The sequence below is a fragment of the Pseudomonas sp. B3G-3 genome (assembly GCF_028640915.1).
Lineage (GTDB): Bacteria > Pseudomonadota > Gammaproteobacteria > Pseudomonadales > Pseudomonadaceae > Aquipseudomonas > Aquipseudomonas chlororaphis_I.
The window spans coordinates 136,992-158,310 of sequence record NZ_JAQZAB010000111.1; the positions used below are offsets into that span (position 1 = coordinate 136,992).

General features: G+C 65.4%; 17 protein-coding genes and 2 riboswitches. Of the genes, 10 read left to right on the forward strand and 7 right to left on the reverse strand.

Annotation, left to right across the window (positions count from 1 at the left end):
- Window positions 1-58 precede the first annotated feature (58 nt).
- The 4 genes from PVZ80_RS19430 (at window position 59) to PVZ80_RS19445 (ending at window position 2,814) form a co-directional block, all read left to right on the forward strand.
- Window positions 59-556, forward strand: a complete 498-nt coding sequence (locus tag PVZ80_RS19430; RefSeq protein ID WP_009049655.1) for a GlcG/HbpS family heme-binding protein — start codon at window positions 59-61, stop codon at window positions 554-556.
- Window positions 553-2,091 carry an MFS transporter gene (locus PVZ80_RS19435; RefSeq protein WP_273864411.1) on the forward strand — a complete coding sequence of 513 codons (1,539 nt, stop codon included), beginning with the start codon at window positions 553-555 and terminating at the stop codon, window positions 2,089-2,091. Before PVZ80_RS19430 ends, PVZ80_RS19435 begins: the two co-directional genes overlap by 4 nt.
- Window positions 2,092-2,171: 80 nt before the next feature.
- Window positions 2,172-2,294, forward strand: coding sequence for a hypothetical protein (locus PVZ80_RS19440; RefSeq protein WP_016705350.1), 123 nt, complete (start codon window positions 2,172-2,174; stop codon window positions 2,292-2,294).
- 196 nt (window positions 2,295-2,490) lie between these two features.
- Window positions 2,491-2,814, forward strand: a complete 324-nt coding sequence (locus tag PVZ80_RS19445) for a hypothetical protein (RefSeq protein WP_009044456.1) — start codon at window positions 2,491-2,493, stop codon at window positions 2,812-2,814.
- A gap of 57 nt (window positions 2,815-2,871) precedes the next feature.
- Here PVZ80_RS19445 and PVZ80_RS19450 read toward each other — a convergent pair whose 3' ends face one another.
- The 4 genes from PVZ80_RS19450 to cobW form a co-directional block, all read right to left on the reverse strand.
- Window positions 2,872-3,474: a vWA domain-containing protein gene (locus PVZ80_RS19450; RefSeq protein WP_177411711.1), complete on the reverse strand. Its 603-nt coding sequence runs from the start codon at window positions 3,472-3,474 to the stop codon at window positions 2,872-2,874.
- Between the two features lie 53 nt (window positions 3,475-3,527).
- On the reverse strand, window positions 3,528-4,535 hold the full coding sequence (locus tag PVZ80_RS19455) for an ATP-binding protein (protein WP_041986097.1): 1,008 nt from the start codon (window positions 4,533-4,535) through the stop codon (window positions 3,528-3,530).
- A 132-nt stretch (window positions 4,536-4,667) separates the two neighbouring features.
- The gene (cobN, locus tag PVZ80_RS19460) at window positions 4,668-8,441 is read right to left on the reverse strand and encodes a cobaltochelatase subunit CobN (RefSeq protein ID WP_273864412.1); all 3,774 of its coding nucleotides are present in this window, start codon (window positions 8,439-8,441) and stop codon (window positions 4,668-4,670) included.
- A 3-nt stretch (window positions 8,442-8,444) separates the two neighbouring features.
- Complete coding sequence (cobW, locus tag PVZ80_RS19465; protein ID WP_273864413.1) at window positions 8,445-9,527, reverse strand: cobalamin biosynthesis protein CobW; 1,083 nt, start codon at window positions 9,525-9,527, stop codon at window positions 8,445-8,447.
- A gap of 96 nt (window positions 9,528-9,623) precedes the next feature.
- Window positions 9,624-9,824, reverse strand: a riboswitch (cobalamin riboswitch).
- Between the two features lie 245 nt (window positions 9,825-10,069).
- Window positions 10,070-10,291, forward strand: a riboswitch (cobalamin riboswitch).
- Between the two features lie 98 nt (window positions 10,292-10,389).
- On the opposite strand from cobW, the gene PVZ80_RS19470 reads away from it, so the two are divergent.
- The 4 genes from PVZ80_RS19470 to cobM all read left to right on the forward strand — a co-directional run bounded on the left by PVZ80_RS19470 (window position 10,390) and on the right by cobM (window position 12,535).
- A complete protein-coding gene (locus tag PVZ80_RS19470) occupies window positions 10,390-10,578 on the forward strand; it encodes a CbtB domain-containing protein (protein ID WP_009049661.1) in 189 nt (62 codons plus the stop codon).
- Between the two features lie 11 nt (window positions 10,579-10,589).
- Window positions 10,590-11,297 carry a CbtA family protein gene (locus tag PVZ80_RS19475; RefSeq protein WP_028682873.1) on the forward strand — a complete coding sequence of 236 codons (708 nt, stop codon included), beginning with the start codon at window positions 10,590-10,592 and terminating at the stop codon, window positions 11,295-11,297.
- On the forward strand, window positions 11,294-11,707 hold the full coding sequence (locus tag PVZ80_RS19480) for a cobalamin biosynthesis protein (RefSeq protein WP_257373369.1): 414 nt from the start codon (window positions 11,294-11,296) through the stop codon (window positions 11,705-11,707). Before PVZ80_RS19475 ends, PVZ80_RS19480 begins: the two co-directional genes overlap by 4 nt.
- A gap of 81 nt (window positions 11,708-11,788) precedes the next feature.
- The gene (gene cobM, locus PVZ80_RS19485; protein ID WP_016705356.1) at window positions 11,789-12,535 is read left to right on the forward strand and encodes a precorrin-4 C(11)-methyltransferase; all 747 of its coding nucleotides are present in this window, start codon (window positions 11,789-11,791) and stop codon (window positions 12,533-12,535) included.
- Window positions 12,536-12,699: 164 nt separating this feature from the next.
- Here cobM and nfuA read toward each other — a convergent pair whose 3' ends face one another.
- Entirely contained in the window at window positions 12,700-13,284 is a 585-nt protein-coding gene (gene nfuA, locus PVZ80_RS19490) for a Fe-S biogenesis protein NfuA (protein ID WP_009049665.1), read from the reverse strand.
- Between the two features lie 204 nt (window positions 13,285-13,488).
- Window positions 13,489-15,780, reverse strand: coding sequence for a fatty acid cis/trans isomerase (locus tag PVZ80_RS19495; RefSeq protein WP_273864414.1), 2,292 nt, complete (start codon window positions 15,778-15,780; stop codon window positions 13,489-13,491).
- A gap of 156 nt (window positions 15,781-15,936) precedes the next feature.
- On the opposite strand from PVZ80_RS19495, the gene metH reads away from it, so the two are divergent.
- Window positions 15,937-19,647 carry a methionine synthase gene (metH, locus tag PVZ80_RS19500; protein ID WP_101282781.1) on the forward strand — a complete coding sequence of 1,237 codons (3,711 nt, stop codon included), beginning with the start codon at window positions 15,937-15,939 and terminating at the stop codon, window positions 19,645-19,647.
- 188 nt (window positions 19,648-19,835) lie between these two features.
- Window positions 19,836-20,054, forward strand: a complete 219-nt coding sequence (locus tag PVZ80_RS19505; RefSeq protein WP_009049668.1) for a DUF2970 domain-containing protein — start codon at window positions 19,836-19,838, stop codon at window positions 20,052-20,054.
- A 7-nt stretch (window positions 20,055-20,061) separates the two neighbouring features.
- Here the strand turns inward: PVZ80_RS19505 and PVZ80_RS19510 are convergent, their stop codons facing one another.
- Window positions 20,062-21,159: an ABC transporter substrate-binding protein gene (locus tag PVZ80_RS19510; protein ID WP_273864415.1), complete on the reverse strand. Its 1,098-nt coding sequence runs from the start codon at window positions 21,157-21,159 to the stop codon at window positions 20,062-20,064.
- Between the last annotated feature and the right edge of the window lie 160 nt (window positions 21,160-21,319).

A 21,319-nucleotide genomic window follows, 5' to 3' on the forward strand; every position in this document is an offset into this window, starting at 1 on the left:
AGAGCGGGCGAAAGCCCGGGATAAGCTGGCTGGACCTTTACAGTAGAGAGCCTAAGCCATGCACGTCAAACCTCTGTTTCTGGCCCTGATCACTTGCTGCAGCGTGCCCGCGACTTTCGCCGCCGAGAAAAACGCCGACGTTGCCCAGAAGGCAATCCTCAATTTCGCCACCGCCCAGCAACTGCTCAACGCCGCCCAGGAAACCGCCACGGCCAAGGGCTGGCCCTGCGCCGTGGCAATCGTCGACGACGGCGGCTGGCCGATCCTCAGCGCGCGCATGGACGGGGCGCCGGTGGTGGCCGGCATCGAGCTGGCCCAGGGCAAGGCGCGCACTTCGGCATTGTTCAAGCGCCCTTCCGGCGACCTGGAAAACGCCATCAACGGCGGGCGCCAGGCGGCCATCACTTCGGGCCTGCTGATGATGAAAGGCGCGCAGCCGATCCGCGTCGACGGCCAGGTGATCGGCGCCATCGGCATCAGCGCCGACACCCCGGCCCACGACGATGAAATCGCCCAGGCCGCCCTCGCCGCGCTGGATCAACGGGTGCAGCCATGAGGCCAGCCAGCCCGCGCCTGACCCTGCTCACTGCCTCCGGGGTGTGCTCGCTGATCGTGCTCGACACCAACATCGTCGCGGTGACGCTGCCGAGCATCGCCCGCGACCTGGGGGCCAACTTTGCCGATATCGAGTGGGTGGTCAGCGCCTACATGCTGGCCTTCGCCGCCCTGCTGCTGCCGGCCGGCAGCCTGGCCGACCGCTTCGGGCGCAAGCGCACCCTGCTCTGTGGCCTCGGGCTGTTCATCCTCGCCTCGCTCGGCTGTGGCGCCGCGCCCAACGTGCTGTTGCTCGACATCGCCCGGGCGATCAAGGGCGTCGGCGCGGCGCTGCTGCTGACCTCGGCCCTGGCCACCATCGGCCACACCTTCCATGACGAGGTCGAACGGGCCAAGGCCTGGGCGTTCTGGGGGGCCTGCATGGGCGTGGCGATGACCGCCGCGCCAACCGTTGGCGGCCTGATCACCGAGTCCATCGGCTGGCGCTGGATTTTCTACCTCAACCTGCCGGTGGGCGGGCTGCTGGTGCTGATGGTGTGGCGCGCGATACCGGAGTCCCGCGATACCCAGGCCGCGCGCCTCGATCCCTGGGGCAGCCTGGCCTTCAGCGCCAGCCTGCTGTGCCTGATCTGGGGCCTGATCGAAGCCAATCGCATCGGCTGGAGCCACCCGCTGACCTACACCCGGCTGTTGGCCGGCGTGGCGCTGCTCGGATTGTTCGTGCTGATCGAACGGGTGCAGCGCCGGCCCATGGTCGACCTGCAGCTGTTCCGCCATCCGCGCTTTATCGGTGCCCTGCTGGGGATGTTCGCCTACGCCGGCTGCGCCCAGGTGATGATGACCCTGCTGCCCTTCTACCTGCAGAACGGCCTGGGCTTCTCGGCCATCGCCTCGGGGCTGGGCATGCTGCCATTTGCCCTGACCATGCTGATCTGTCCGCGCATCGGCGTGCGCCTGGCGACGCGTTATGCCCCGGCGACCCTGATGGCCGCCGGCCTGACCCTGGTCGGCTGCGGCAACCTGCTCGCGGCCTGGGCCGTGCAGGCTGGCGGCTACCTGAACTTTGCCCTGGCCATCGCGGTGACCGGCGCCGGTGCCGGCCTGCTCAATGGCGACACGCAGAAAAACATCATGGCCTGTGTGCCCCGCGACCGCGCCGGCATGGCCTCGGGCCTGAGCACCACCATGCGCTTCAGCGCCATCATGCTGGCCATCGGCGTGTTCGGCGCCCTGCTCGGCAGCCATACCCAGCAACGCCTGCACGTCAGCCTGGGCAAGAGCGCCACGCCATGGCTCGACCAGGCCCAGGCCATCGCCTCACGGGTGGTGGCCGGCGACATGCCCGCGGCCCTGGCACTGCTGCCCGACTCCGCGAAAGGGCTGGTCGAACCCCTGGCCCGCCAGGCCTTCGTCGACGGCTTCGGCGTGGTGCTCTGGGTCGCCGGGCTCCTGGCGCTGCTCGCGGCGGTAACGGTCGGTACGTTGATGCGCAACCCCATCCCGCAGCCGCGGCCGTTGACGCTGAGCGTGGAGTGAAATCAGGTGGGACTCGTCATATGGCCACTGAAATCGTTCGGTGGCCATGACCAGGCCCCATAACCATCGTCCGCCTGCAAATGCATCGCCTGAGTCGCGGGCGGGCGCGCAAACTTCAAGTACGCCCCTGGCAGGTGTTGCTGCTCGACCAGTTGAACAGCAGCGGGCGCACGCGCCAGTACCGACAGGAAATGGCCTGGTAATAGCCGATGCAAGGGCGCAAGCGAGGGGACGCTCTCGAGTGAAAGGACGGGGCACCCGAGTAAACGCATCCGTCCGTCGGCTGGTAATGCTCAATTCGCGCAGCGGATCGCAAAAAACCAGCAGCGCAGCCAGCAAAAAAATACGCCGCTGCTAGGATTCTTGGCGGACCTCCCCCCTAATAATAAGGAGTAACACATGAGAGTCGTCCCCCTTGCCCTGGCTTGCGCCCTCACCCTCGGACTCGCCGGTTGCAACTCCATTGCCGGCAAGACCAATACCCTGAGCGATGAACAGATCAAATCCCAGACCAGCGGCGCCCTGGGTTATGCGCCCTCGGACGTCAGCATCGTCAGCCGTCGCACCGAAGGCACCAACACCTACGTGGCCTTGAAAACCAACGACAACAAGGAGTTCAACTGCATCATCAACGGCGGCAACCTGCTCACACTGGGCATGACCAACCCGCCTTCCTGCGCCAGGAAAGGCGAAGCCATCCGTTCCGCTCCTTTCGGCGGCTGAAGCGCTGATCCGGGGGCAGTCGTCGACCGGCTCATGGCCGGACTGCCCTCACCCCCATCACACCCCATCGATATGCCGGTACTGCGCATCCAGTTGCTGCGCCAGCTCGCGAGCGCGGCCGAGGCGGATCGGCCCGCGTTCGATATCGATCAACAGGGTCGGGCAACCGAGGTGCGCCAAGGGCGGCAGGGTCTTGAGCCGGCCGTCGGTGAGCAACAGTACCCGCTGCTGTTCGGCCGGATAGCGCTTCTGCCGCGAAACCAGCCATTGCCCCGCCTCGGCCAAGGCCGCCAGCAACGGTGTGCCGCCGCCCGCGCCCAGCCCGTCGAGCCAGTCGCGCAAATCCTTCGAGGCCTTCAGCCCCTGCACCTGCCAGTTCGGCGCGCGGCCGCTGGCGGTCAGCAAGGCCAGGCGTGCGCGCTGTCGGTAGGCATCGTCGAACAGCTGGGCCAGCAGGCCCTTGGCATCGCTCAGCGCCTGATGGCGGCGGGTCGAGGCCGATGCATCGACGATTACCAGCCACAGTTCATGGGGCGAACGGCCGCGCAGGTGCCACAACAGGTCGTCGCGCTGGCGGGGCCGGCCGTTAAGCAAGGTGCCTGGCCAGTTGATCGAACCCTGGACGGCCGCCCGCGCGCGGCCTTGCCTGCCCTGGTCCAACCGCCCGGCGCGGGGTTTGGCATTCGCCCCCGCGTCGGACCGGGGGCGAATGCCTAGGGCTTTTTTGGCCAGCTCGGCACTTCACGGCGAGCGCCGGTGGCCAGCGCCTGGGCCGGCAGCTCGCCCCATTGGCCCTGGCCCTCGGCGGGGCTGGATTGGGCCGGGGCTGGTGCTTGAGAGGGCTGCGGCTGATGGGCCGCGCTCGGCGGGTTGTCACGACGGCGGTGGCGCAGGGCGAATTCGGCCACCGCGTCTATGTCCTGCTCCTCGATGGCCCGGGCACCGCGCCAGGCCGCATGGGCGCGGGCGGCACGCAGCCAGACCAGGTCCGCGCGCAGGCCGTCGACGCCCGCGGCGAAACAGCGTTCGGTGATCCGCTCCAGCGCCTGATCGTCCAGGGCAATCTCCGCCAGCAACCCCCGCGCCTGCTGGCAACGTTGGCGCAGAGCCTCCTGCTCGGCGGCCCACTGCTGGCAGAAGCCCTGGGGGTCGCAGTCGAAATCCAGCCGCCGGCGAATGATCTGGCCCCGCTCAGTGGGCGGCGTCTGGCCGCTCAGGGCGACATTCAGGCCAAAGCGGTCCAGCAGTTGTGGACGCAGTTCGCCCTCTTCCGGGTTCATGGTGCCGATCAGCACGAACCTGGCCGAATGCCGGTGGGAAATACCGTCGCGCTCGATCAGGTTGGTGCCGCTGGCGGCCACGTCCAGCAGCAGGTCCACCAGATGGTCCGGCAGCAGGTTCACCTCGTCGACATAGAGCACCCCGCCATCGGCCTTGGCCAGCACCCCCGGGGAAAACTGCGCCCGGCCTTCGCCCAGGGCCGCGTCCAGGTCCAGGGTGCCGACCAGGCGTTCCTCGGTCGCGCCCAGGGGCAAGGTGACGAACTGCCCGCTCGCCAGCAGGTCCGCCAGGCCGCGGGCCAGGGTCGACTTGGCCATGCCCCGCGGCCCCTCGATCAACACCCCGCCGATTTTCGGGTCGATGGCCGTCAGGCACAGCGCCAGTTTCAGGTCATCGGCGCCGACCACGGCGGACAGCGGGAAATGTGGGGTATCGCTCATGTCGGTTCTCGGTTGGGTCGAGTCGGGTGTCGTTGGCCAGATCGTTATCGCGAGCAAGCTCGCTCCTACAGGTAATCACGCTTCTGTAGGAGCGAGGCTTGCCCGCGATCGAGGACGCGGTCCTCGGGCACGTCAGCCATCTTCTTCTATATCCAGCAGCAGGTTTTCCAGGGCCTCGCGGTACTCACCGGGCTCCTGCCACATCCCGCGCTGCTGGGCCTCGAGCAGGCGCTCGGTCATATCGCGTAACGCATGGGGGTTGTGCTGCTGGATGAATTCGCGGGTCGCCGGGTCCAGCAGATAGGCGTCGGCCAGCAAGGCGTACTGGTGATCGTCGATCAACTGGGTGGTGGCGTCGAAGGCGAACAGATTATCCAGGGTGGCGGCCATTTCAAAGGCACCCTTGTAGCCGTGGCGCTTCACCCCTGCGATCCATTTCGGGTTGGCCGCGCGGGAGCGGATCACCCGATTCAGCTCTTCCTTGAGGCTGCGGATTTTCGGCAGGTCCGGCTGGCTGTGGTCGCCATGGTAGCTGGCGGCCTTTTCGCCACTGAGGCTTTCCACGGCGGCGAGCATGCCGCCCTGGAACTGGTAGTAGTCGTTGGAATCCAGCAGATCGTGTTCGCGATTGTCCTGGTTCTGCAGCACCGCCTGCACCTGGCTCAGGCGCTGGGCGAACTGGCCACGGGCCGCGGTGCCTTCATCGGCGCCGCCATAGGCGTAGCCGCCCCAGTTCAGGTAGACCTCGGCCAGGTCCTCGCGGCTCTGCCACAGGCGACCGTCGATAGCCCCCTGCACGCCCGCGCCATAGGCCCCGGGCTTGGCGCCGAAGATCCGCCAGCCGGCCTGGCGCTGCGCGGCCTCGGCATCCAGGCCGGACTGCAGCAGCGCTTCGCGCTCGGCGCGGACCTTGGCCGCCAGCGGGTTGAGGTCGTCCGGCTCGTCCAGCGCGGCCACCGCCTGCACGGCGGCGTCGAACAGGCGGATCAGGTTGGCGAAGGCGTCGCGGAAGAACCCGGACACCCGCAACGTCACGTCCACCCGTGGGCGGTCCAGCAGGCTCAACGGCAGGATCTCGAAGTCATCGACCCGCTGGCTGCCGGTGGCCCACACCGGACGCACGCCCATCAGCGCCATGGCCTGGGCGATATCGTCGCCGCCGGTGCGCATGGTCGCTGTGCCCCACACCGACAGGCCGAGCTGGCGCAGGTGGTCGCCATGGTCCTGCAGGTGCCGTTCGAGGATCAGGTTGGCCGACTGGAAACCGATGCGCCAGGCGGTGGTGGTCGGCAGGTTGCGCACGTCCACCGAGTAGAAATTGCGCCCGGTGGGCAGCACGTCCAGGCGCCCGCGACTCGGTGCGCCGCTGGGTCCTGCCGGAACGAAACGCCCGCCCAGGGCATCCAGCAAGCCGCGCATTTCCGCCGGGCCGCAGGCATCCAGGCGCGGTGCCACCACCTCGCGCAGGCTGTCGATGATCGCCTTGACCTCGCTCCAGCCGGGCTCGTTCAGTTGCTCGACCTCACCGGCCAAGGCCGCTTCTATCAAGCGCCCGGCGAACAGCTCCAGGCGTTCGCGGGTATCGCCGGCGGTGCGCCACAGCTGCTCGCTGATGTCCTGCAAGACCTGTGGCCGGCGCCCGCTCCAGGGTTCGGCCAGGGCGCAATCCAGCGGATCGAAACCCAGCTCGAAGGCCTTGGCCAGGGCCCGCAACAGGCTCGACTGCGCGCCCCGGCCATCGCCGCGGGGAAGGCGCAGCAAGGCCAGCAAGGTGTCGATGCGCAGGCGGCCCACGGGCGACTCGCCGAACACATGCAGACCGTCGCGGATCTGCGACTCCTTCAGGTCGCACAGGTAGGTATCCAGCCGTGGCAGCCAGAGCGCGGCGTCGGCCTCGCTGTCGAGCTGCCCATCCAGTTGCAGTTCGCGGTCGAGCCGGGTCACCCGCACCAGCTTGAGAATGTCCTTCTGCAACTCGCGAGCACGGCGCGGATCGAGCAGTTGCGCTTCGTAGTACTCGTCGGCCAGCAGTTCCAGGTCGCGCAGCGGGCCGTAGGTTTCGGCGCGGGTCAGCGGCGGCATCAGGTGATCGATGATCACCGCCTGGGTCCGGCGCTTGGCCTGGGCACCCTCGCCCGGGTCGTTGACGATAAACGGATAGATATTCGGCAGCGGCCCCAGCAGCACATCCGGCCAGCAGCTTTCGGACAGGCCGACGCCCTTGCCCGGCAGCCATTCCAGGTTGCCGTGCTTGCCGACATGGATCAGCCCATGGGCGCCGTAGGTCTGGCGCAGCCAGAAATAGAACGCCAGGTACGCGTGGGGCGGCACCAGGTCCGGGTCGTGATAGACCGCGCTCGGATCGACCTGATAGCCACGTGCCGGCTGGATGCCGACGAAGGTCAGGCCAAAACGCAGGCCGGCAATCATCAGCCGCCCGCTGCGGAACATCGGGTCGTTTTGTGGCCCGCCCCAGCGTTCGAGCACCGCCAGGCGATTGGCTTCAGGCAGCGCGTTAAACATGGCCTGGTACTCGTCCAGCGCCAGGCTTTGCTGGCACGGGCGCAGGTCGAGGCTGTCCAGGTCGTTGCTGACCCCGCCGAGCAATTGCTGGATCAGCGCTGTACCGCTGTCCGGCAACTCGGCCGGCAGCGGGTAACCCTCGGCTTGCAGGGCACGCAGGATATTCAGCGCCGCCGCCGGCGTGTCCAGGCCCACGCCGTTGCCGATGCGGCCGTCGCGGGTCGGGTAGTTGGCAAGAATCAGCGCGATGCGTTTTTCGCCATTGGCCAGCCGGGCCAGATCGACCCAACGCCGCGCCAGTTCGGCGACAAAATCCATGCGCTCGGGGGCCGAGCGGTAGCAGACCACGTCCGACTGGCTGCGCTCGCTGCGCCAGGCCAGGTCCTTGAAGCTGATGGGCCGGCTGATGATGCGCCCGTCCAGTTCCGGCAAGGCGATGTGCATCGCCAGGTCCCGCGGGCCCAGGCCCTGCTCGCTGGCGCGCCAGCCGGGTTCGTTGTCCTGGGCGCAGATGGCCTGGATCACCGGGATATTGCGGCGGAACGGCCGCAGGTGCGGCGCCTCCGGGCTGGACTGGGCAAAGCCGGTGGTGTTGAGAATCACCGCCGCCTGCACCTCATCCAGCAGCTCCTCGACCACCGTCAGGCAACCGGGTTCTTTCAGGCTGGCCAGGGCGATCGGCAGCGGGTTCAGGCCGGCCGCCTGCAAGCGCCGGCAGAACTCATCGATAAAGGCGGTGTTGGCCGCCTGCAAATGCGAACGGTAGAACAGCAGCGCCGCCACCGGCTGGCCGGCCCGCCAGTCGGCTTGCCAGTCGCTGAGGGCAGCGCTGCTTCTGTGCGGGTGGTAGATCGCCGTGCGCGGCAGGGTCTGCGGCTCGGACCAAGGGTAATCGCGCCCCAGCCAGCCACTGGCCAGGCAGCGGTACAGGTTCAGCGCATTGCCCATGCCGCCCTGGCGCAGGAAGTGCCAGAGGCGCTCGCGGTCGGCGGCGGGCACCGTGCTCAGGTCGCTCAGCTCCGGGTCCGGGCGATCGTCGCCCGGCACCAGGATCAGCTGCACGCCGCGTTGCGCCAGCTGCACCAGTTGCTCGATGCCATAACGCCAATAGGCGATGCCACCGTGCAGGGAAATCAGGATCACCTTGGCGTGGCGCAGCACCTGGTCGACATACAGGTCGACCGAGGCATGGTTCTGCACCTGCATCGGGTTGGCCAGGCGAAAGCTCGGGTAGTCTTCCGGCAGTTGCTGCGCCGCTTCGGCCAGCAGCGCCAGGCTGGAGTCGCCGCTGCACAGGATCACCAGCTCGGCGGGGGTTTGTCCCAGGTCGGCAATATTGTCATCCGACACGAAACCGCCGGGCTGGGTCCTGAGCAGGTGCATGGCTTACACGCTGAGCGCGGCGCGCAATTGCGCTTCGAGCAGGGTCGCGTCCAGTTCCTGGCCGATCAGCACCAGGCGCGTGGTGCGGGCTTCATCGGCGCCCCACTGGCGGTCGAAGTGCTTGTCGAAGCGCGTGCCCACACCCTGGATCAACAGGCGCATCGGCTTGTTGGGGATCGCCGCGAAACCCTTGACCCGCAGGATGCCGTGCTGCACCACCAGTTGGGTCAGGGCGTCCAGCAGCAGGCTTTCGTCGGCCTGTGGCAGCTCGATGGAGATGGAATCGAAGGCGTCGTGATCGTGGTCGTCATGCTCCCCCTCAACAGCAGCGTCACCGTTATGGTGGTGATCGTGGTGGCTGTGGCGGCCGTCGATGTGTTCTTCCGAACCCTTGCCCAGGCCCAGCAGCACGTCCAGCGGCAGGCGACCGCTGCTGGCTTCGATGACTTTCACCGCCGGCGGTAGTTCCTCGGCGACTTCCAGCCGCACCTTGGCCAGGCCTTCCGGGCTGATCAGGTCGGCCTTGTTGAGGATCACCAGGTCGGCGCTGGACAGTTGGTCGGCGAACAGCTCGTGCAGCGGCGACTCGTGGTCGAGGTTTGGGTCGAGCTTGCGCTGGGCGTCCACCTGGTCCGGGAAGGCAGCGAAGGTGCCGGCGGCCACGGCCGGGCTGTCGACCACGGTGATCACTGCGTCGACGGTGCAGGCGCTGCGGATTTCCGGCCACTGGAAAGCCTGGACCAAAGGTTTGGGCAGGGCCAGGCCGGAGGTTTCGATGAGGATATGGTCGAGGTCGCCGCGACGGGCCACCAACTCGCGCATCACCGGGAAGAACTCTTCCTGCACGGTGCAGCACAGGCAGCCGTTGGCCAGCTCGTAGACGCGGCCGCTGGCCTCTTCCTCGGTACAACCGATGGCGCACTGCTTGAGGATCTCGCCGTCAATGCCCAGCTCGCCGAACTCGTTGACGATCACCGCGATGCGGCGGCCCTGGGCGTTGTCCAGCATATGCCGCAGCAAAGTGGTTTTGCCCGAGCCGAGGAAGCCGGTAACGATGGTGACGGGAAGTTTGGCCAGTGTTTTCATCGGATGCCCTTTGGCAAGGTGGCGGGCATACGGGACGAGAACCGCGCAGGCAGGTGCACGGAAGAGTTCGCCACCGGATCACCCCGCCCGGTTGTAGTGAGAATCGAGTCCGAGGCAGGTCTCCTGGCTGGCGGTGCGCCGGTCATTGGACTGGCGAACGATGCGCCTTCCCGCCGCCTGGCAGTGGCCTTGCATCGTTCATCACCGTTTACAGTTGCGGGGGCAGCCGCGGCTTGGACCGCGTTCCCTTCTTAGGTTCTGTACGACAAGTGGCTGCGCTCGGCCATGCTGCGTTAAAAACAGGCTCGGAATGCTCATGTAGGCCCCTACACTCCGCTTCCTCGCCTGTTTTTGCCTTGCCTGACCTTCGCTCGCCGACTTTTCGTACAGAACCTAGCTTCGGCAGACGCCGAAGAACCTCGAGAGCGCAAGGCTACGCAGAGCTTGGGGGGCGGTCAATCTTCATGCGGCGCGAAGACAGGCCAATCGCGATCGAAAACGAGAACCCTTGCCAATTGACGCCCCTCCCTCGCCCATGCTCTCCTACACAACTTGTTACGGGTGCCCTTCACAGGGTGAAACGGGAAACCGGTGCGTCACAGGCCAACAGCCTTGATCAGTCCGGTGCTGCCCCCGCAACGGTAAGCGAGCGAAGAATCAGATCCACTGTGCCAGCAGTCCGGCATGGGAAGGCGATTCTTGCAGGCGTGGCGCAAGCCCCGCCCCTCGCGAGCCCGGAGACCGGCCCGCTACACAGTCATAACAAACCCGCGGTGGGCGGGCGCTGTTAATTCCCCGCGAGCCCGTCTCGCGGGGTCTTGCTGCGCTCGATTCACCCGCTGACACACCAGAGGGAAGCGCCATGTCGATCATCAGCAGCACCAGCCACTCCACCAGCAGCACCGCCACCCTGAGCCAACGCCTGGTCGCCGCCATCGGCGCCTCGATTCTCGGCGCGTGTCTTGTGTATTTCGCCGGCTTCTCCCATATCGAAGCGGTGCACAACGCCGCCCACGATACCCGTCACAGCGCCGCCTTCCCTTGCCACTGAGACCTGCCGAGATGATCAAGCGTATCGCGCAAACCGCGGGGTTCACCGGGTTGCTGGCGGCCCTGTTGCTGACCCTGCTGCAAAGCTTTTGGGTCGCGCCGCTGATCCTGGAGGCGGAAACCTACGAGAAGGCCCCGGCCGCCCAGCACGAAGACGTGCATGAACACGCCGCCGGCACCGCCGCCCACAGCCATGACGCCGAAGCCTGGGAGCCGGAGGACGGCTGGCAGCGCGTGCTGTCCACCACTGGCGGCAACCTGGTGGTCGCCGTGGGCTTCGCCCTGATGCTCGCCGGCCTCTACACCCTGCGTGCGCCGAACCGTACTTCCCAGGGCCTGCTCTGGGGCCTGGCCGGTTATGCCACCTTCTGCCTGGCGCCGACCCTCGGCCTGCCGCCCGAACTGCCGGGCACCGCCGCCGCGGACCTGGGGCAACGGCAGATCTGGTGGGTCGGCACCGCCGCCTCCACCGCGGTCGGCATTGCCCTGGTCGTCTTCGCGCGCCACTGGTTGCTGAAAGTGCTGGGCGTGGCCATCCTCGCCGTGCCGCACCTCATCGGCGCGCCACAGCCGGAAGTGCATTCGATGCTCGCGCCGCAAGCACTGGAAGCGCAGTTCAAGATCGCTTCGCAACTGACCAACGCCGCGTTCTGGCTGGCCCTGGGCCTGATCAGCGCCTGGCTGTTCCGCCGCAAGAGCGACGATCAGTACTCGGCATGACGGCTGCCAGCACAGCGCCGACCCTGGTGGTCGGCCTGGGCTGCCAGCGGGGCTGCCCGGTGGAGACCTTGCGTGCCCTGCTCGACCAGACCCTGAGCGCCCACCGCATCGACCTCGGGCAGATCAAGGCGCTGGCCAGCATCGACCTGAAACGCGAGGAACCCGGGCTGCTAGCCCTGGCCGCGCAACTGGGCCTGCCCCTGACCTGTTTCAGCAGCCGCCAGTTGACGCCTTATGCGCCGCAACTCAGCCATCGTTCAGAGATCGCCTACGAGCACACCGGCTGCTACGGGGTCGCCGAAAGTGCCGCCCTGGCCCTGGCCGAACAGCTGGCCCGAAGCCCGGCAAAGCTGCTGGTCACGCGGCAGAAATATGCCCAGGCGACCCTCGCCTTGGCCTGCTCCGGGTAAATCTTCGATAATCCCCGCCGCTGATCATGAGCAATCTTCATCTGTGAGGTTGCCTCGCCCCTTTTTTCACAGGAGAACGCCATGACCGTCTTTTTTATCGGCGCAGGTCCCGGCGACCCGGAACTGATCACCGTCAAGGGCCAACGGCTGATCCACAGCTGCCCGGTCATCATCTATGCCGGCTCCCTGGTGCCCGAAGCCGTGCTCCAGGGTCATAGTGCCGAACAGCTGGTCAACAGCGCCGAATTGCATCTGGAACAGATCATCGAATTGATCAAGGACGCCCATGCCAAAGGCCAGGACGTGGCCCGGGTGCATTCCGGCGACCCGAGCCTGTACGGTGCCATCGGCGAACAGATTCGCTGCCTGCGCGAGCTGGGCATCCCCTTCGAAATCATCCCCGGCGTGACCGCCACCGCGGCCTGCGCGGCCTTGCTGGGGGCCGAACTGACCCTGCCGGACGTCGCCCAGAGCGTGATCCTGACCCGTTATGCCGACAAGACCTCGATGCCCGCCGGTGAGTCATTCGCCAGCCTGGCCGCCCACGGCACCACCATGGCAGTACACCTGGGGGTCAACCATCTGCAGAAAATCGTCGCCGAGCTGCTGCCCCATTACGGCGCCGACTGCCCGATTGCGGTGGTACACCGGGCGACCTGGCCGGATCAGGACTGGGTGCTGGGCACGCTGGCGGACATTGCCGAAAAGGTCCAGGCCAAGGGGTTTCGGCGCACGGCGTTGATCCTGGTGGGCCGGGTGCTGGCCACGGACAGTTTCAGCGAGTCGTCGCTGTATCGCGCGGGGCATGCGCATTTGTATCGGCCTTGAGGCCTTATCGCGAGCAAGCTCGCTCCTACAAAAGCATGCGCATTCCTCTGTAGGAGCGAAGCTTGCCCGCGATCCAGGCGCCGCGGAGCAACTGGGGCCACATACATCCGGGCATAAAAAAACGGCGCTCACGGGGCGCCGTTTTTTTGTTCGCAGCGAACGCCTTAGTAGTAGGCGTTTTCTTTCTGCGTGTGGTCGGTGACGTCACGTACACCCTTGAGCTCGGGAATGCGCTCGAGCAGGGTGCGCTCGATGCCTTCCTTCAAGGTCACGTCGGCCTGGCCGCAGCCTTGGCAACCACCACCGAACTGCAGCACGGCGATGCCGTCCTCGACCACATCGATCAGGCTGACCTGGCCGCCGTGGCTGGCCAGCCCCGGGTTGATCTCGGTTTGCAGGTAGTAGTTGATGCGCTCGTTGATCGGGCTGTCGGCGTTGACCATCGGTACCTTGGCGTTGGGCGCCTTGATGGTCAGCTGGCCGCCCATGCGGTCGGTGGCGTAGTCGACGACCGCGTCATCGAGGAAACCTTCGCTGAAGGCGTCGATGTAGGCGGTGAAGCTCTTCAGCCCCAGGGCTTTGTCTTCGGGTTTTTCTTCACCCGGCTTGCAATAGGCGATGCAGGTCTCGGCGTACTGAGTCCCTGGCTGGGTGATAAAGATGCGGATGCCAATGCCCGGGGTGTTCTGCTTGGAGAGCAGATCAGCCAGATAATCGTGGGCGGCGTCGGTAATGGTAATAGCGGTCATGGAAATTCCTCGCAGGCGTGGGCGCAGTTTACGCCAATCGGCGTGCCGGACAAAGTCCTAGTATTTTTGTCGGGATAGACCTTGGTCGATAGGCCCGCGCTGCGTGGTCAACGCAACGCCTGGGATTTTTTTGCAAGGCTCTTGCGGGGTGGGCCGGGCCGGAACCTGAGGGCTCCGACCCGGAATTTCAAGGGCTTGGCGCCCTCAGAGGTTCTCGTAGCGGTTCATGTCCAGTACGCCCGCCTCTTTCGGATCGGTTTCCAGGATGTATTGGGTCTGGTCATGGAAGTACTGCCAGAACTGCGGATGGCTGCGACGGATCCCCCAGCGCTCGACGATTTTCTCGAAACGATGGGCGTCCTTGGCGTTTTCCATCTCGGCCACGAACGCCGGCACTTGCTCGGCAGGAATATTGAACATGAAGTTCGGGTAGCTGCTGAGCACGCCCGGGTAGATGGTCAGGGTGTCCAGGCCCGGCTGGTAGCGCAGCGACTCGCCCAGCAGGAACGCCACGTTACTGTGGGCACGGTTGCGCAGCATGCTGTAGAACACCCGCTTGCCGCTCGGCGCCTGGATGCGCAGCATGGTGGCCTCCGGCAACAGGTCGATGACCCGCATGCCGGCCGCCGGCCGCGAAACCAGGCCGCTGAGGGCCTGTTCGGCATTCTGCAGCGCCGGGTCGATGTTCGGCCGGGAGCAGTAGGCGCCGTCGCAGCGGTTGATCGGATCGGGCCGCGCATTGAGGTCGCCGTAACGACTCAGCAACTGATTGGCGAAGTCGCGTTTCGGGTCCTTCTCGTCCAGGACCAGGGCACTGGCCTTGTTGTCGTCGATGGACTCGTAGTCCAGCCACATCTTGAATTTGCCGCTGTTCTGGTACCAATCGTCGAGGAAGTCCTCGCGGGTGCCGGCGGGCATCAGGCGCAGGAAGTTCTGCTCGGCGCCGTTGCGGATCAGGTCGAAGTACAGCCGGGTCTGCGCCTGGTGCGAGACATTGCCGAACACGTCGAAGTTGACCGCCAGCTGGTAGTAGGTGCGCTCCAGCAGCGGGTAGTCGAACAGCCACATGGTCTGCGGCACCTCGCCGATCAGCCCCTTGGTCACCGAGGCGCTGTCGAAGTGGCGGAAGATGCTCAGCAGCGCGTTGTCGTTGCCCGCCCACAGGGTCGACCAGCTCGGCGCCGGGGCATTGGCGTAGGAGTCGCGGCGCAGGATCTCGTATTCGTTGCGTTTGTCGCGGTAGGCCAGCCACAGGCTCAGCACGCTGCCGACGTCATCGTTCTGCCCAGGCATGGCCAGCAGCGGCGTGGCCTGGCCGCGGTAGGCCGGGTCGGTGATGTAGAGGTCGTGTTCCGGGGCCTGGAACAGCGCCCAGAAGTTGTCGCGGATCACATCGGTGGCGATCTGCCCGCGGCACACCGGGCCGCGGATAAAGGTGCGCACGAAGTACTCGGCGTTATCCAGCATGAACTGGTAGCGGGCCTTGGCCGGAATCGCCTCGAAGGTCTCGAACGGGTTGGCGCGGCGGCCCGGGCCATAACCCGGCAGCGCGCTGACCTGATAATCGCCGCTGTAGAACAGGGTCTTGACCCGCGCCATCTTCGCCGCGCTCAGCGGGTAGGTGATGTGGGTCTTGTGCACGATCACCCCTTGCACCGGCCACAGGCGGTAATACACCTGGGTGCCCGGGTCGTCGTTGGGTCGGCGGGTGTTGATCAGGTCGATCGGCTGGCCACTCGGCGTGCGCGAGCGCACCCACTGGAAGAAATGCCCCGGCTCGCCGCCCTCGAAATAGATGTGAGCGAGGAACCAGTGCTCGAACAGCCAGCGGGCCACCAGGCTTTCCCGGGCGCCCGGGGCATTGAGCAGGTTTTCCCACTGCAGCACCTGCATCGCTTCCTTGGCGCTCGGCGCCAGGCCCTGTTCGTCGATCGGCGCCCCGGAGGCCAGCCAGCGTTGCAGGGTCTGGTATTGCTGATCGGTCAGGCCGGTCACCGCCAGCGGCATGCCTTCGCGCGGATGGGCCTTGGCATAACCATCGAATTCGGCCGGTTGCGCGCACATGTTCTCGCGGTTCAGGCCCAGGACAATGTCCTCCGGCAGCTTGGCGTTGGGTTGCAACGGCGTCTTGTGGCCCAGCTCGAGCATGCGCGCCATCAGCGCCGCCTGGCTGCCCTGGGCATCGAGCACCGAGTAGAAGCCCATACCCTGCCAGGCGTGCTTGCCGGAAGCGTCATAGAACAAGCGGGTCGGCGTCTGTGCCTTGCTGCGTTCGCCGTCGTACACCGGGATCTTCGAGGCGCCGCGGGCCGCGCCCTCGCCGCTGCCCAGGTTGAGCTGGCAGGCCGAGTCGTAGCAGGCATGGCAGGCCACGCATTTCTCGGTGAAGATCGGCTGGATATCGCGGGTGTAGGAGATCGCTGGCGCGGGACCCTGGGCGCTGGCGAACGAACTTAAAAGCAGCAGCACACTGCCGATGACAACGCGGTAAGACATATCCCTGGTCCAATCCATAAGAAAATCCGGCGATTCTACCGGGCCAGCACCGCCACCAACATGAGCGATATTCATGCAAAACCGCCGCATGCTCTAAAAGCGCACAGGTTTGCTATGATCCTCGCCCTTCGTAATGGCCCTTCCAGGTAGTCTTTCATGTCCGATCGCAGCACGCGCCTCCAAGCCCTTCAGCAAGCCCTCAAAGAGCGCATCCTGATTCTCGACGGCGGCATGGGCACCATGATCCAGAGCTACAAGCTCGAGGAGCAGGACTACCGTGGCAAACGCTTCGCCGACTGGCCGAGCGACGTCAAGGGCAACAACGACCTGCTGGTGCTGACCCGTCCGGACGTGATCGGCGGCATCGAGAAGGCCTACCTGGATGCCGGCGCCGACATCCTCGAAACCAACACCTTCAACGCCACGCAGATTTCCATGGCCGACTACGGCATGGAAGCGCTGGTCTACGAGCTCAACGTCGAAGGCGCGCGCCTGGCGCGCAAGGTCGCCGATGCCAAGACCCTGGAAACCCCGGACAAGCCGCGCTTCGTCGCCGGCGTCCTGGGCCCGACCAGCCGCACCTGCTCGCTGTCGCCGGACGTCAACAACCCCGGCTACCGCAACGTCACCTTCGACGAACTGGTGGAGAACTATACCGAGGCCACCAAGGGCCTGATCGAGGGCGGCGCCGACCTGATCCTGATCGAGACCATCTTCGACACTCTCAACGCCAAGGCGGCGATCTTCGCCGTGCAGGGCGTGTTCGAAGAGCTGGGCCTGGAACTGCCGATCATGATCTCCGGCACCATCACCGATGCCTCGGGCCGCACCCTGTCCGGGCAGACTACCGAAGCCTTCTGGAACTCGGTGGCCCACGCCAAGCCGATCTCCGTCGGCCTGAACTGCGCCCTCGGCGCCAGCGAACTGCGCCCCTACCTGGAAGAGCTGTCGAATAAGGCCAGCACCCACGTCTCCGCGCACCCCAACGCCGGCCTGCCCAACGAATTCGGCGAGTACGACGAACTGCCGGTACAAACCGCCAAGGTCATCGAAGAATTCGCCCAGAGCGGCTTCCTGAACATCGTCGGCGGCTGCTGCGGCACCACCCCGGGGCATATCGAGGCCATCGCCAAGGCCGTCGCTGGTTATGCGCCGCGGCAGATCCCGGACATCCCCAAGGCCTGCCGCCTGTCGGGCCTGGAGCCGTTCACCATCGATCGCCAGTCGTTGTTCGTCAACGTCGGCGAGCGCACCAACATCACCGGTTCCGCCAAGTTCGCCCGCCTGATCCGTGAAGAGAACTACACCGAGGCCCTGGAAGTCGCCCTGCAGCAGGTCGAAGCCGGCGCCCAGGTGATCGACATCAACATGGACGAAGGCATGCTGGACTCGAAGAAGGCCATGGTGACCTTCCTCAACCTGATCGCCGGCGAGCCGGACATCTCGCGCGTGCCGATCATGATCGACTCCTCCAAGTGGGAAGTGATCGAAGCCGGCCTCAAGTGCATCCAGGGCAAGGGCATCGTCAACTCCATCAGCATGAAGGAAGGCGTCGAGCAGTTCATTCATCACGCCAAGCTGTGCAAGCGCTACGGCGCCGCCGTGGTGGTGATGGCCTTCGACGAAGCCGGCCAGGCCGACACCGAGGCGCGCAAGAAGGAAATCTGCAAACGCTCCTACGACATCCTGGTCAACGACGTCGGCTTCCCGCCGGAAGACATCATCTTCGACCCGAACATCTTCGCCGTGGCCACCGGCATCGAGGAGCACAACAACTACGCGGTGGACTTCATCAACGCCTGCGCCTACATCCGCGACGAGTTGCCCTACGCGCTGAGTTCCGGCGGGGTGTCCAACGTGTCGTTCTCCTTCCGCGGCAACAACCCGGTGCGCGAGGCGATCCACTCGGTGTTCCTGCTGTATGCGATCCGCAACGGCCTGACCATGGGTATCGTCAACGCCGGCCAGCTGGAGATCTACGACCAGATCCCGCAGGAGCTGCGCGACGCCGTGGAGGACGTGATCCTCAACCGCACCCCGGAAGGCACCGACGCCCTCCTCGCCATCGCCGACAAGTACAAGGGCGACGGCAGCGTCAAGGAAGCCGAGACCGAAGAGTGGCGCAACTGGGACGTCAACAAGCGCCTGGAACACGCCCTGGTCAAGGGCATCACCACCCATATCGTCGAAGACACCGAAGAGTCGCGGCTGTCCTTCGCCCGCCCGATCGAAGTCATCGAAGGCCCGCTGATGGCCGGCATGAACATCGTCGGCGACCTGTTCGGCGCCGGCAAAATGTTCCTGCCCCAGGTGGTGAAGTCCGCCCGGGTGATGAAGCAGGCGGTGGCTCACCTGATTCCCTTTATCGAGCTGGAAAAAGGCGACAAGCCGCAAGCCAAGGGCAAGATCCTCATGGCCACGGTCAAGGGCGACGTGCACGACATCGGCAAGAACATCGTCGGCGTGGTCCTGGGCTGTAACGGCTACGACATCGTCGACCTCGGCGTGATGGTGCCGGCAGAGAAGATCCTGCAGGTGGCCAAGGAACAGAAGTGCGACATCATTGGCCTGTCCGGCCTGATCACCCCGTCGCTCGACGAGATGGTCCACGTCGCCCGGGAAATGCAGCGCCAGGACTTCCACCTGCCGCTGATGATCGGTGGCGCCACCACCTCCAAGGCGCACACGGCGGTGAAGATCGAGCCCAAGTACAGCAATGACGCGGTGGTCTACGTCACCGACGCCTCGCGCGCCGTGGGCGTGGCCACCCAGCTGCTGTCCAAGGAGCTCAAGGCCGGTTTCGTCGAGCGCACCCGCGAAGAGTACGTGGAAGTCCGCGAGCGCACCGCCAATCGCAGCGCCCGCACCGAGCGCCTGAGCTACCCGGCGGCCGTGGCCAAGAAGCCGCAGTTCGACTGGAGCAGCTACCAGCCGACCGTGCCGACCTTCACCGGGGCCAAGGTGCTGGACAATATCGACCTGCGGGTCCTGGCCGAATACATCGACTGGACGCCGTTCTTCATCTCCTGGGATCTGGCCGGCAAGTTCCCGCGCATCCTTCAGGACGAGGTGGTGGGTGAAGCCGCCACCGCGCTGTACAAGGACGCCCGGGAAATGCTCGACAAGCTGATCGACGAGAAGCTGATCAGCGCCCGCGCGGTGTTCGGCTTCTGGCCGGCCAACCAGGTGCAGGACGACGACCTGGAAGTCTATGGCGACGACGGCCAGCCCTTGGCCAGGCTGCACCACCTGCGCCAGCAGACCATCAAGACCGACGGCAAGCCGAACTTCTCCCTGGCCGACTTCGTCGCGCCCAAGGACAGCGGCGTGACCGACTACGTCGGTGGCTTCATCACCACCGCCGGCATCGGCGCCGAAGAAGTGGCCAAGGCCTATCAGGACAAGGGCGACGACTACAACTCGATCATGGTCAAGGCCCTGGCCGACCGCCTGGCCGAGGCTTGCGCCGAGTGGCTGCACCAGCAGGTGCGCAAAGACTACTGGGGCTACGCCAAGGACGAACAGCTGGACAACGAGGCGCTGATCAAGGAGCAGTACAGCGGTATCCGCCCTGCCCCGGGTTATCCGGCCTGCCCGGACCATACCGAGAAGAGCACCCTGTTCGCCCTGCTCGACCCCGAGGCATCCGAAGGCAAGGCCGGGCGCAGCGGCGTTTTCCTCACCGAACACTTCGCCATGTTCCCGGCGGCGGCGGTCAGCGGCTGGTACTTCGCCCATCCGCAGGCGCAGTACTTCGCCGTGGGCAAGATCGACAAGGACCAGGTCAACAGCTACAGCGCGCGCAAAGGCCAGGACCTGGCCGTGACCGAGCGCTGGCTGGCGCCGAACCTGGGCTACGACAACTAACAGCTACGCGCCCCCACTGTAGGAGCGAGCTTGCTCGCGATGAACGCCAACGATAACGCGGTGAATCTGAAGAATCGCGTTGTCTTGACGTTTTGATCGCGAGCAAGCTCGCTCCTACAGGGTGTATGGGCAGGAGCTACGCGAAAATTGTCTATGCTTTCCCTACACTCACTTGTGTCGAGGGATTTATGGACGACCCCATCAACAACAAGCCGCCGACCCTTTGGCAGATGCTGCAAAGCGTCGCCGCTGCCGCCTTTGGCGTACAGAGCGGCAAGAACCGCAAGCGCGACTTTACCCACGGCAAGCCCAGCCATTTCGTGATCCTGGGCATTCTGTTCACTGCGGTGTTTGCCTTGACCCTGTTCGGTATCGTCAAGCTGGTCGTGCACCTGGCGGGGCTTTGAACGCCTGTCAGTGCAACAACAGATTCAGCGAGAAGGGATAACGGTAGCCGGCCGGCTTGCCCTCGGCCGACAACCCGCGAAAGTCCACACCGTATTGCTGCGAACCCTGTAGATCCAGCAAGCGCTGCGCCTGGACCTTGTCCAATAGCTGGAACACATCCAGCTGCCAGCTCGGGCCACCATAGGCCGCAGGGTTCAGCCCCCGGGCATCATCGTTGAGCACCACCATCGCCCAGCCCCCCAGGGTGAAATGCCCGGCGATCAGCGCCGTCAGGCGTCCGTCGATCAACGCCTGCAAGGCCTGTGGCGAGCTGTTCAGGGCACTGAACAGCACCTCCTTGCCCGGTCGCCGCCCCTGCTGTTCCAGCGCCTCCATCGCCCCCAGGGCCATCTCGTCGTTGGCCGACCAGATCAATTGCGTCTGCGGATAGCGCTTGAGCAACTGCTGGGCCTGCTCAAACGCACGCTGGCGATTCCACTCGCCATACACCAGCTGCCGTAGCCGCACCTCGGGATGCTCGGCCAGCGCTCGTTGCAGACCCTGCTCACGGGATTGCGCCACCGGGGTGTTCTTCACTCCCGAGAACGCCAGCAGGTCGATGTACTGCCCTGGGGCTAACGGACCGTGACGACGGATCAGCTCCTTGAGCATCAGGTAGCCAGCTTCCTCGTCGTTGGCGATCATGCTGCCGATCCAGTCGGGATAACGACTCTGGCGATCGCCCAGCAAGCGTTGCTGATCGCTGGTCAGCGCGTTATTGACGACGAACAGCTTCACCCCGCTGCCCTGGGACAAGCGCAGGATCTCCGGTGCGACATATTGCTCGTTGACCACCACCAGGTAATCCGGCCGGTCCGGGCCCTGCAGGGCTTCCCGGGCCTGGCGGATAGTGGTTTGCGAATCGCGCTGCGAATAACGCACGCGCAGATCCAGGCCGAGGTCGTTGGCCGCGGCCTGCATGAACTGTGAATAACCGACCCAGAAGGTTTCAGTGGAATGGCCCGGGTTCAAAAACACCACCGAGGAGGCATGGGCCATGGCCCAGAACGCTGGACTCAGTACAAGCAGCACCAGCAGCAGACACTTATCAAACGCCTTGAACATTGCGACCAGAGTCCCGGAATATTGCCCTGCAGTATAACTGGCAAAATACTGGCCAATGTCGGCAAATCGTCATTTCCTACAGACAATTCGGACTCTGTTCGTCGCTCGACCGCAACTATTGATGACTGACCCAGAACACCGCCGTTCCCACGACCAGAAT

Bases quoted from the DNA above. Each gene is read 5' to 3' on its own strand.
- PVZ80_RS19430 (WP_009049655.1), top strand. From the start codon at position 59: ATGCACGTCAAACCTCTGTTTCTGGCCCTGATCACTTGCTGCAGCGTG.
- PVZ80_RS19435 (WP_273864411.1), top strand. From the start codon at position 553: ATGAGGCCAGCCAGCCCGCGCCTGACCCTGCTCACTGCCTCCGGGGTG.
- PVZ80_RS19440 (WP_016705350.1), top strand. From the start codon at position 2,172: ATGCATCGCCTGAGTCGCGGGCGGGCGCGCAAACTTCAAGTACGCCCC.
- PVZ80_RS19445 (WP_009044456.1), top strand. From the start codon at position 2,491: ATGAGAGTCGTCCCCCTTGCCCTGGCTTGCGCCCTCACCCTCGGACTC.
- PVZ80_RS19455 (WP_041986097.1), bottom strand. From the start codon at position 4,535: ATGAGCGATACCCCACATTTCCCGCTGTCCGCCGTGGTCGGCGCCGAT.
- cobN (WP_273864412.1), bottom strand. From the start codon at position 8,441: ATGCACCTGCTCAGGACCCAGCCCGGCGGTTTCGTGTCGGATGACAAT.
- cobW (WP_273864413.1), bottom strand. From the start codon at position 9,527: ATGAAAACACTGGCCAAACTTCCCGTCACCATCGTTACCGGCTTCCTC.
- PVZ80_RS19470 (WP_009049661.1), top strand. From the start codon at position 10,390: ATGTCGATCATCAGCAGCACCAGCCACTCCACCAGCAGCACCGCCACC.
- PVZ80_RS19475 (WP_028682873.1), top strand. From the start codon at position 10,590: ATGATCAAGCGTATCGCGCAAACCGCGGGGTTCACCGGGTTGCTGGCG.
- PVZ80_RS19480 (WP_257373369.1), top strand. From the start codon at position 11,294: ATGACGGCTGCCAGCACAGCGCCGACCCTGGTGGTCGGCCTGGGCTGC.
- cobM (WP_016705356.1), top strand. From the start codon at position 11,789: ATGACCGTCTTTTTTATCGGCGCAGGTCCCGGCGACCCGGAACTGATC.
- nfuA (WP_009049665.1), bottom strand. From the start codon at position 13,284: ATGACCGCTATTACCATTACCGACGCCGCCCACGATTATCTGGCTGAT.
- PVZ80_RS19495 (WP_273864414.1), bottom strand. From the start codon at position 15,780: ATGTCTTACCGCGTTGTCATCGGCAGTGTGCTGCTGCTTTTAAGTTCG.
- metH (WP_101282781.1), top strand. From the start codon at position 15,937: ATGTCCGATCGCAGCACGCGCCTCCAAGCCCTTCAGCAAGCCCTCAAA.
- PVZ80_RS19505 (WP_009049668.1), top strand. From the start codon at position 19,836: ATGGACGACCCCATCAACAACAAGCCGCCGACCCTTTGGCAGATGCTG.
- PVZ80_RS19510 (WP_273864415.1), bottom strand. From the start codon at position 21,159: ATGTTCAAGGCGTTTGATAAGTGTCTGCTGCTGGTGCTGCTTGTACTG.